This window comes from Nautilia sp., assembly GCF_053994455.1.
This window is the reverse complement of the sequence record NZ_JBMYAU010000075.1, coordinates 1-9613: the sequence shown is the minus strand read 5'-3', so window position 1 is coordinate 9613 and position 9613 is coordinate 1. Positions and strand designations below refer to the sequence as shown.

The window sequence follows — 9613 nt, the reverse complement described above, 5'->3', positions numbered from 1 at the left end:
TTGACGCCAAAAAACTGGCTGTAACCCTTAGTTTTGTAATTCCGTTTTCAACATTTGCGGCATTCTTAACTTATATGAGCTTTGTAAAATTTGATTGGATAATTCTTGGGGTTGCCGCCGCAGGTGCGGTACTCGGGGGATATATAGGAAACTATTTTATGCATTTCAAACTGAATCAGCAGCAGATCAAAAAAATAATAGGCATACTTTTATATATAATTGCAATAAAAATGATCTGGAGTTTGATAAATGCTTAAATACTCGCTTCCCGAACATAACAAAAAAATAAAAGTTTCCCTGAGCGAGGCAAAAAAGCTCCTTGAACAACACAAAGCCGTAATTCTGGATATACGTATGCCAGAAGAAGAGGATGTTTTGAACCACGCTTCGGTAATGAGGCTTGATCCCGTAAAACTCGAAGAACATCACATACACCTTCCTAAAAACAAAACGATACTCGTAGTGTGCAACACCCAAAACCGTTCCCCTTTTGCGGCCCTGTTTTTAAGGGAAAAGGGATTTGACGCAAAATATGTGGAAAAAGGAATAAAAGAGCTTGAAAAAGAATTTCAAAAGGATGTAATCAGATATGAAAGCAGCTAAATGGATAATCGCGGGATTTGTTTCATACGCAGCCACCTTTTGGATTAAAAACCTGATACTCAACATAACGGCGGGCATTATCATATGGTACGCAAGCCTGTGGTTTTTGGATAAATTCTTGGAAGGCGGAATTTGAAAAAAGACATTTTAGCCCTGGTTATATCTCTTTTAATCACGATGGCCGTACTGAATGTTATGAAACTCCCTCCCGTGGCGGGGTTTATAATCGGTTCGGTTCTTTGGAGCGTTTTGCATTTTAATCTGAAAAAATGGTTATAATTACACAAAAAAGGCGAATTATGAATCTTACACACATTAACGAAAAACACAATCCTAAAATGGTGGATGTTGGTGATAAAGAGATCACTAAAAGAATCGCCACCGCAAGCGGTAAAATACATATGAAACCGCAAACGAAAGAGGCTATTTTAAAAGAAAAAACGAAAAAAGGAGCGGTTCTTCAAACGGCGATAATAGCGGCCATTATGGGAAGCAAAAAAACAAGCGAGCTTATTCCTATGTGTCACAACATCCTAATAGACGGCGTCGATGTGGACGTGGAAGAAACCGAAGACGGTTTTAAAATAACCGCCACCGCAAAAACCACTTCAAAAACGGGAATAGAAATGGAAGCACTGACGGCTGTGAGCGTCGGACTTCTGACAATTTACGATATGGCAAAGGCTATTGACAGAGAAATGGTGATAAGCGACATCAGACTCGAATACAAAGCCGGAGGAAAAAGCGGCACCTTTAAAAGAATGGAAAATGGAGAATGAAGAATTGAGAATTAAAATCAATTATATAAAACATTCCTCTCAATTCTCAATTCTCAATTCTCAATTTGATCACGTTCCCTGCTTCATTTTAGTAGGCGGAAAATCAAGCCGTTTCGGAGGCGAAAAAGACGACAAGGCAAAGCTTTTTTACAAACTTCAGTATCAAAAGTGCAGAAAAATATTCAAAAACGTCTGTTTTGCGGCAAAATACCGGAAATTTAAAAAATACCCGTTTTTTATAGAAAAATCAAAAATTTACGCCCCGCTTCCTGCGCTTGAAGAAATAGTCAAAAAACATAAAAAAGTATTCGTTTTAAGCGTGGACACACCGTATGTCACGCAAAAATCAATCATCAGGCTTTTGCAAAAAAAAGCGGTGGCCAAAGACAATCCTTTAATAGGATATTATGATTATACGATGCTGCCGGAAATAAGAAAAAACCTGAAAAACAAAATGAGAATATTCGGCATCAATCCGAGAAAAACGGATATCAAAGAAAAAGAGCTCATTAATATAAATACTCTCGAAGATTTAAAAAACCTCAATTAATTATTCCGTATCCTCCCATATTTTTTCCGGAAGTCTGTATAAGTGCCATTTTGATATATCCCCCTCTTTCAAATCTTTCGTGTCTATTTCCACTTTGAGCCTTTTCGCTTTTTCTATCAGATCGGTTATCTCCATATCGAAACCGAATATTTTTATATAATTTCTTATAGCTTTTTTTATATACCTGCCGACATCCTGCCCTTTGAGTTTTTTTGCAAGAAGTGAAATAATCTGCTGCAAATACGCGCTTCTTATAACCTGTCCGATTTTGATTCTTTTTTCATCGACATCCATATAAGGGCGTAATTCTTCCAAAATTCCGTACACATCTCCTTTTGAAGCGTAAATTTCGGATTTTTCGAGTTTTTCCCTCCATTCGTTTTCAAGTTTTTTATAATCGTCCGTATCCTCCAAAAAAGGGTACTCTTTTACAAACCTTTCTATAAGTCTTAAATCGTTGGTGGCCAGAACACGGTGAAACTCAAGCAGAAGGTTGGCCCTTTCCCTGAGCTCTTCGGCTTCCTCTTTGAACATCGGAAACTTTCTTAAAATATCTGAAATGTTAATTACCGTTTTGTAATCTCCCGCTTTTAAAAACTCTTTTGCTTTTTTTATAAGGTTTTCACCGTAACTTATGGCTTTTTTATATTCCTGAGAATCTATTAAAAAAGGAAACCTGTTAATCATTGAAAAAAACTCTCCGAAGTCTTTTTTCAAAATTTTCTGGGCAAGCATTTTATACAGCTGTTTTTCGTTAAAAAGAGTCTGTATAAAAGGCGTTTTTTCGGTAACCCCCCTGAAAGGTTTTAAAATTTCCCTCGCCTCGTCTTCCCTTCCTTTTTGAAAAATCAGCTCTTTAGCCCTGTTAAAGACCTTGTGCCAGTCGTCTTCCATTTTTCTGTAATAAACGGTGTTTTTAAGATAAGGGTATTTGTTCACCAAAGAATAGGCCAGAGGGTATTTCAGACTCAAAACGGCCTTTTTAAATTTTTCAAATTCGCTGAAATCGTTAAACAGGGACTGTACAAGCGTTCTTTTCGAAGGGATTTTTAAAAACGGGGAGAGAATCTGGCGCGCCAAGTCTGTTTCTCCTTTTTCGAATTTTTTCTGGGCTATAAGAAGTATTTTATTCCATTTCTCTTCGAGTTTTTCAAAAGCATCCGTTCTTTTTAAAAAAGGGTTTTTGTAAATAAGCTCATAGGCTTTTTCAAACGCGTTTTTTTCTATATATTCGTTCAGTTTTTTTTCATCCTCGAGCAAATCGTAAAAATAGAGCCCTCCGTCCGTCGTCCCGACTATAAGCATCTCTTTTTCCGGAATATATTCAAGGGCGCACGGAGGTTCTAGCAGCTTTATAAACTCGTCGCTTACAATCTCGTTATCGTCAAGTGAATACAAAACAACTTTTTTATACGTATCCGAAACGGCAAACATATAACTTTCGTCATTGTTGAAAGTAACGTCCAAAACCTTATCCACCATAGGCGTAAGCCTTTTTTGCACTTTTCCTTTCGCATAATTCCAGATTATAAGCTCCCCCGTCTTATCACCGCTTACCATTTTCTGGTTATTCATAAATTTTATTACCGTCAAAGCACCCTGGTGGGCCTTTTTCCGGTAGCTTATGTCCATAGAAGATATGTTGGTTATGGTTACGGATTTGTCATAACTGCCGGTAGCGCCCCACAGGCCGTTTTTCGAAAAATCAACCGCCGTGATATAGTCCGCATGGGGAGGAAGGGAGGAGACCATTTTACCCGTTATCATCGACCATATATACGCCCTGCCGTCTTCGCCTCCGCTCATAAGATACTTTTCTTCCCTGTCAAACCTTACGCTTAACACGTCCCCTTTATGCCATCCTAAAGAATATAAAAGTTTTTTTTCCTTAACGGACCATACCGTTATTTTATGGCTGCCGCGTACGGCAATGGCGGCATATTTTCCCTTTTGGGAAATGTCAACCGAATTTTCGTGGGGGTTGTTTTTAGGAAGTTTTATTTTAAAACCGTCTACAAGTTTAAAATTGACGGAGTCGTAAATCCTTACCGTGTTTCTTTCGTCAATCACACATACCAAACCGTCTCCGATGTACCTGACCCTGCTGACCGCCGCTTTTATATTCAGAATTTTAACCGGTTGCAAAAATGCTCCTTTTAAAAATATGTTAACATTTTATCAAAAAAGGCTTTTTAATGACTTTAACAATAATCGACACTTTTGGATTTTTATTCAGAAACTTCTATGCCCTGCCGCCTTTAAAAAGCAAAAAAGGATTCCCGACAGGAATGATAACGGGCTTTTTAAATTTCATAGCCTCTTTGGGAAAGGATTTCGAGACGGATTATATCGTCTTTACAATAGACTCAAAAGAAAAGGAAACATTCAGAAAAGAGATTTTCAAAGAGTATAAGGCAAACCGCCCGGAAGCCCCGGAGGATCTGAAAGCCCAGCTTCCCGTCGCAACCGGTTTAATCAACGAAATGGGCTTTAAAATGCTCGAAATCCCGGGATATGAAAGTGACGACATTATCGCAAGCCTTGCTAAACTTGCCGCAAGCAAAGGAATAAAAGTCAAAATAGTAAGCCACGACAAAGATATGTACCAGCTGATAGACGACGATAAAATCGTAATATTCGACCCCATTAAAAAAGTCGAAATAAACGAGGAAAAATGCATGGAAAAATTCGGCGTACACCCTAAAGACTTTATAAACTTCCAGGCCCTCGTGGGAGATTCGAGCGACAACATCCCCGGGGTAAAAGGCGTGGGAGTAAAAACGGCGGCAAAACTTATCAATAAGTACAAAACGCTTGAAAATCTGTATGACCACATCGATGAAATAAAAGGCGCCCTTCAAAAAAAACTGCTCCAAGATAAGCAAAACGCCTTTTTAAGCCGCAGACTCGTTACCCTGAAAACGGATCTGTTTGATAATATAAACCTTGAAGAGTTTAAATATCCCGAAATAAACCCGATACTTAAAATCGCAGACAAACTGATAGATTTGGATATAACGTCGATACTTGAGAGGGTGAAAAAAGAAGGCCTTTACGTCAAAACGAAAATGCCCGACAATCAGATCGCTTTCGAAGCCGTTTTAATCGAAAACGAAAAGGAGCTTTTCGACATTATAGACAAAATAGGCGATAATACCGTCGCCTTTGACACCGAAACGGACGGACTTGAAAACCCCAACATCGTAGGCTTCAGTTTCGCTTTTGAAAAATCGAGGGCCTATTATGTCCCGGTTAACCACTTCTATTTGGGCGTTACGGATCAAATCCCCCAAAACAAAGCGCTCGAAGCAATACAGAAAATACTCGAAAAAAAAGTAATAGGACACAACCTCAAATTCGACTTTAAAATGCTGAAAAAATACGGTCTTAAAATTCCCGAGCCGTACGCGGATACGATGATACTTGCGTGGATACTCGACCCCGACAGCCCCGTGGGACTTGACAGCGTAGCCAAAAGATACCTTGATCACACAAACATAAAATTTAAAGAAATAATAGGAAAAAACAAAAACTTCTCCGAAGTTGACATCCAGGAAGCCGCAAAATACGCCGCAGAAGATGCGATAATATCCCTTAAACTGTATGAAACACTAAAAGAAAAACTGTGGGAAGAGGTAAAGTGGGATATCAAATATATCGAAATGCCTTTTGTAAACCTGCTTATAGACATCGAGTCGCAGGGAATTAAACTCGATATAAACTATATGCAAAAACTTCAAACCGAAATAACCGAAAAACTCGGAAACCTCACAAAAGAAATATATGAATTAGCCGGAAGCGAATTCAATATAAAATCCACCAAACAGCTTGCACATATTTTATTCGAAGTGTTGAAACTGCCTGTAAAAAGAAAAACAAAAACGGGCTACTCAACAGACGAAAAGGTGCTTAATTCATTAAAAGGAACCCATCCCATTATCGAAAAGCTGCTTGAATACCGCAAACTCGACAAACTCTTAAGCACATACGTAATACCCCTGCAGGAATATGCCAAAAAAGATGCGGACAATAAAATATACACCAATTTCCTCCAGACAGGTACGGCGACAGGAAGGCTCTCAAGCAAAAACCCGAACCTTCAAAACATACCCACTTCGACACAAATAAACATCCGAAACGCTTTCATAGCCGAAAAAGAATTCGTAAGCCTCGATTATTCGCAGATAGAGCTCAGACTCCTTGCCCATTTCAGCAAAGACAGACATCTTATTCAGGCGTTTTTGGAAGACAAGGACATACACCTTGAAACGGCCGTTAAAATTTTCGGGGAAGAAAAGGCAAAAGAATACCGCCCCGTGGCAAAATCCATAAACTTCGGACTTATCTACGGAATGGGACCTAAAAAACTAAGCGAGACGATAAACGTATCCACAAAAGAGGCAAAAGAGTTTATAGAAAAATATTTCGCCTCATTCCCGACCGTTAAAACGTTTCTTGAAAACACAAAAATAGAAGCCAGGGAAAAAGGCTATGTCGAAACGCTTTTAAAAAGAAGAAGATTTTTCGATTTCGCCGCGGCAAACGCAAGAACGCTCGCAAACTTCGAAAGAGAAGCCGTAAATACGATATTTCAGGGAAGTGCGGCCGACATTATCAAAAAAGCGATGATAGAAATTAAAAAACGTTTCCCGAAAGCTAAAATGCTTTTGCAAATCCACGACGAACTCATTTTCGAAATAAATTCGCGTGAAGAAGCGTATGAATACAAAAAAATTATGCAAAACGTCTTTAAACTCGAAGTTCCTTTAAAAGTCGGTATCAGTTTCGGAAAAAGATGGGGGGAGCTGAAATAAATTTTTATAATTTTTTATTATAATCGAATATTTATTCATATAATTATGTTACAATAATTCAAAAAAGGAGAGAAAATGCAGCTTCTCGGATTTGAAAGTTTCCTAAACGTTACAATGGTGTGCGGATTCTGGCTCTTTACCGCAGCAATGGTAATCAATTACCTCAAAGCCTTCGCTAAATAAGCGGAGGCCTAAAAGGAAGGCTTATATAATTTTGAATTTCATTTAAAAAACTAAGTCGTCTATTTCCAGATATTCGACATTTCCTGCTCTTTTAAGTTCTTGTACTTCATAAACCGTAACAAAATCATCGTTTTCCGAAAATTTTTTAACAATTTTTTTTATAAGTTTCAATTCTTTAACATTAATATCGCATTCGAAAAAACTTTTTTGAGTTCTGATTCCGAATTTAAGCAGCTCTTTAGCTAATGAACTTCGTTGTTTATCGTTACTGATATCATAAGCGATTATCGTATGCATCAAAAGATCCTTTCAATGGAAGTGTTAGCCTGAATATCGTTTTTTTTGATAATTTTAAACAAAAAAAGTTTATCTTCTTTTTTATCTATTATTTCTTCCATTTCTTTAAAAATTTTATTTGCTTTTCTTACACTTATATCAGCCTCAAACACGCTTCTTTGTGCTCTAACCCCTTCTTTTTCCAAAAATTTAGCTATTTTTTTCAATCTTTTTTCATCTTTTATGTCATAAGCTATCACAACCATCCTTCCTCCTTGTAAGCATTTATATTATTTTTAATAAAATTTTTTACATCATTTCTGTGTATATTTTCAATAAAAAGCCTGCTTATTACCTTTAAATAATTATAATGAAAACCGTTTTCATACAAATCATACCGGTTAAATAGGTAATAAAGCATTACATTACTGAAAAAACTATATTTAATTAAATCCGCAAAAATTTCCATTCCTCTCTCAAATTCCATAGAATAAACGTAACTTCTGTAAAAACTATTTGAATAATTTAAAAGCACTCTTGCATGTTCTTTATGATTTTCAAGAAATTTATCTCCGTGTTCTAATCTAATCATTTCTACAATACATTTCAATGTTTCTAATTCTATAACGGAGTTTGCTTTGTTAAAATCTTTTTCTTTTTTTGCATATGACATTACTAATTTATATTCCGTATCTTTATAGCTTTTCATCATCATATAATGTCTGTTTCTCAATATATGCAGTTTCTTTTTAAAAGCACCGTATATCCCCATTTTTATTCTCAATAAAGCGACTTTGTTAAATTTTTTGCGTTTATTCGCCTGAGGAAAAAAATTTTCGTTTTTTATATTTCCGTCAATACCTATATTCACACATTTATATTTATCTTTTAACTCATAAAAAAGCTTTCCCGAATTGAATATAAAAATTAAATCCGCCTTTTTTCTATAAATGGCTTTTTTATCAAAATACTTAGGATGTGTAATAAAAACTAACATAATTTCTCCTTAAAATATTTTAATATACCGTTTTCATATTCACAGACGAATTTATCAAACCGTCTTAACAAAAATTTTCTCGCTTCTTTATTAAGATAAAGACCGTCAAATCCGTCTTTATAAACATCTTTCAAAATTTCCGCCCCCATAAAAGTCAAAAAAACCCTTGCCTCTTCCATCGCATCACTAGCAAATGCCGCATGCTTTCCTCTTTTTCTATGTAAAAAGCTCACATAAGGATCAAATCCTAAAGAAATTATCTCGCTGATTACATATGAATAATAAAGGGTATAAAGAAAGCTCAACAAACCGTTAATTCTGTCACTTACCGGTCTATACGTTCTTTTTTGAAAATCTTTTATACCGTTTTTAATAAGTTCTCTTCTGAATTCTCCAAACATATAAGTACTTACAATACCTTCTATTCCTAAAATTTTATTCAGTGTATTCGCATCTTGTAAATTTTCTTTGTATTCTTGAAAATCCCTACCGGTAAATTTTTCAACCGCTTCTATTTTTTTCAATATTATAACCTTAGCATACTCTAAACTATGCATATTTTCATACTGCTTAAGTCTTTTTTTATAATTACTGTCGTAATGATTAGGTAATAACATTCCTAAAAGCTCATATCTATAATTCATAAAATATATCGCCCTGCTGTTTTTCAGCAAAAGATTCCTTGCGGAAATTGAAATTTTTACCCTGTCGAAAACAAATAAATTGTCCACTATACTCAAAGGCAGTTTAATTCCGTTTATTTTTAAAACGTTCGAATCCCTTTTAATTTCACCTTCGTTTACATATACGTTCTTTTTCATTGCCAGCCTTTTTTATGTTTAATTTTTCTACTGTAACATTTTTTCGACTTTACAATTTTTATTCTCATATCTATTTCTCTTTTATATGCTAAATATATGTTTTTATCTCTCATATTCAATCCTTTTGATATAATTTCGTAAAATTATAATTATTTATTTTTTTCAAAGTTTTTTTTTTAGAAAAAACATTGTTTTCCTGCACAAAATTAATAAAATTTGTTTTTTTCTTAAATTTTAGATATAATTTGTGCAATCTAAAAAAGTTTATTGAAAATTCGATTTTTTGGGACTTTATTAACAAAACCCAAAAATATTTAAGTTTTCTTTAAAAGTTTAATTAGCTTGTATTCCCATAATTCAGGCTAATTAAACGAAATGACCCGATAAGGGGATTGCGACATCTTTTGAATAATCTTCGCTGGTTTTCTTTAATAAATTAAACGAAATGACCCGATAAGGGGATTGCGACGGTAGGAGCCTTTTTACCACCATTCCTACGGTACATATTAATTAAACGAAATGACCCGATAAGGGGATTGCGACAAGACTCCGTCATATCTTTTACAACCGAACTCTGTAATTAAACGAAA

At 35.5% G+C, this 9613-nt stretch carries 12 protein-coding genes; 7 read left to right on the top strand and 5 right to left on the bottom strand.

Features of this window, described 5'->3' with window-relative positions:
- The 6 genes from ACXJIE_RS05585 to ACXJIE_RS05560 all read left to right on the top strand — a co-directional run.
- Positions 1-257 (top strand): TSUP family transporter (locus ACXJIE_RS05585; RefSeq protein ID WP_456479982.1); only part of this gene is annotated, 257 nt, incomplete at its 5' end.
- Entirely contained in the window at positions 250-603 is a 354-nt protein-coding gene (locus tag ACXJIE_RS05580) for a rhodanese-like domain-containing protein (protein ID WP_456479981.1), read from the top strand. The genes ACXJIE_RS05585 and ACXJIE_RS05580, both read left to right, overlap by 8 nt.
- Positions 590-739, top strand: a complete 150-nt coding sequence (locus ACXJIE_RS05575; RefSeq protein ID WP_456479980.1) for a hypothetical protein — start codon at positions 590-592, stop codon at positions 737-739. Before ACXJIE_RS05580 ends, ACXJIE_RS05575 begins: the two co-directional genes overlap by 14 nt.
- Positions 736-882 (top strand): hypothetical protein, encoded by a 147-nt coding sequence (locus ACXJIE_RS05570; RefSeq protein ID WP_456479979.1) that lies wholly within the window; start codon positions 736-738, stop codon positions 880-882. The genes ACXJIE_RS05575 and ACXJIE_RS05570 overlap by 4 nt, the downstream gene beginning before the upstream one ends.
- A 20-nt stretch (positions 883-902) precedes the next feature.
- Positions 903-1382, top strand: coding sequence for a cyclic pyranopterin monophosphate synthase MoaC (moaC, locus tag ACXJIE_RS05565; protein WP_456479978.1), 480 nt, complete (start codon positions 903-905; stop codon positions 1380-1382).
- Entirely contained in the window at positions 1372-1932 is a 561-nt protein-coding gene (locus ACXJIE_RS05560; RefSeq protein ID WP_456479977.1) for an NTP transferase domain-containing protein, read from the top strand. Before moaC ends, ACXJIE_RS05560 begins: the two co-directional genes overlap by 11 nt.
- Here ACXJIE_RS05560 and ACXJIE_RS05555 read toward each other — a convergent pair whose 3' ends face one another.
- Positions 1933-4077, bottom strand: coding sequence for a WD40 repeat domain-containing protein (locus tag ACXJIE_RS05555; RefSeq protein ID WP_456479976.1), 2145 nt, complete (start codon positions 4075-4077; stop codon positions 1933-1935). It lies immediately after the preceding gene.
- 50 nt (positions 4078-4127) lie between these two features.
- Between ACXJIE_RS05555 and polA the strand changes: the two genes are divergently transcribed.
- Positions 4128-6746: a DNA polymerase I gene (polA, locus tag ACXJIE_RS05550; protein ID WP_456479975.1), complete on the top strand. Its 2619-nt coding sequence runs from the start codon at positions 4128-4130 to the stop codon at positions 6744-6746.
- A gap of 225 nt (positions 6747-6971) precedes the next feature.
- Here the strand turns inward: polA and cas2 (ACXJIE_RS05545) are convergent, their stop codons facing one another.
- Genes cas2 (ACXJIE_RS05545) through cas1 form a run of 4 tightly spaced genes read right to left on the bottom strand, consistent with a single transcriptional unit; the run spans position 6972 to position 9023 of the window.
- Positions 6972-7226, bottom strand: a complete 255-nt coding sequence (cas2, locus tag ACXJIE_RS05545) for a CRISPR-associated endonuclease Cas2 (RefSeq protein ID WP_456479974.1) — start codon at positions 7224-7226, stop codon at positions 6972-6974.
- Positions 7226-7471 carry a CRISPR-associated endonuclease Cas2 gene (gene cas2, locus ACXJIE_RS05540; protein ID WP_456479973.1) on the bottom strand — a complete coding sequence of 82 codons (246 nt, stop codon included), beginning with the start codon at positions 7469-7471 and terminating at the stop codon, positions 7226-7228. The genes cas2 (ACXJIE_RS05545) and cas2 (ACXJIE_RS05540) overlap by 1 nt, the downstream gene beginning before the upstream one ends.
- The gene (locus ACXJIE_RS05535; RefSeq protein WP_456479972.1) at positions 7462-8202 is read right to left on the bottom strand and encodes a hypothetical protein; all 741 of its coding nucleotides are present in this window, start codon (positions 8200-8202) and stop codon (positions 7462-7464) included. Before ACXJIE_RS05535 ends, cas2 (ACXJIE_RS05540) begins: the two co-directional genes overlap by 10 nt.
- Positions 8196-9023: a CRISPR-associated endonuclease Cas1 gene (gene cas1, locus ACXJIE_RS05530; RefSeq protein ID WP_456479971.1), complete on the bottom strand. Its 828-nt coding sequence runs from the start codon at positions 9021-9023 to the stop codon at positions 8196-8198. Before cas1 ends, ACXJIE_RS05535 begins: the two co-directional genes overlap by 7 nt.
- Positions 9024-9613: the final 590 nt, after the last annotated feature.

Excerpts from the sequence above, each read along its gene's own strand:
- ACXJIE_RS05535 (WP_456479972.1), bottom strand. The coding sequence starts at position 8,202 with ATGTTAGTTTTTATTACACATCCTAAGTATTTTGATAAAAAAGCCATT.
- ACXJIE_RS05575 (WP_456479980.1), top strand. The coding sequence starts at position 590 with ATGAAAGCAGCTAAATGGATAATCGCGGGATTTGTTTCATACGCAGCC.
- ACXJIE_RS05560 (WP_456479977.1), top strand. The coding sequence starts at position 1,372 with ATGGAGAATGAAGAATTGAGAATTAAAATCAATTATATAAAACATTCC.
- cas2 (WP_456479973.1), bottom strand. The coding sequence starts at position 7,471 with ATGGTTGTGATAGCTTATGACATAAAAGATGAAAAAAGATTGAAAAAA.
- moaC (WP_456479978.1), top strand. The coding sequence starts at position 903 with ATGAATCTTACACACATTAACGAAAAACACAATCCTAAAATGGTGGAT.
- polA (WP_456479975.1), top strand. The coding sequence starts at position 4,128 with ATGACTTTAACAATAATCGACACTTTTGGATTTTTATTCAGAAACTTC.
- cas2 (WP_456479974.1), bottom strand. The coding sequence starts at position 7,226 with ATGCATACGATAATCGCTTATGATATCAGTAACGATAAACAACGAAGT.
- ACXJIE_RS05580 (WP_456479981.1), top strand. The coding sequence starts at position 250 with ATGCTTAAATACTCGCTTCCCGAACATAACAAAAAAATAAAAGTTTCC.
- cas1 (WP_456479971.1), bottom strand. The coding sequence starts at position 9,023 with ATGAAAAAGAACGTATATGTAAACGAAGGTGAAATTAAAAGGGATTCG.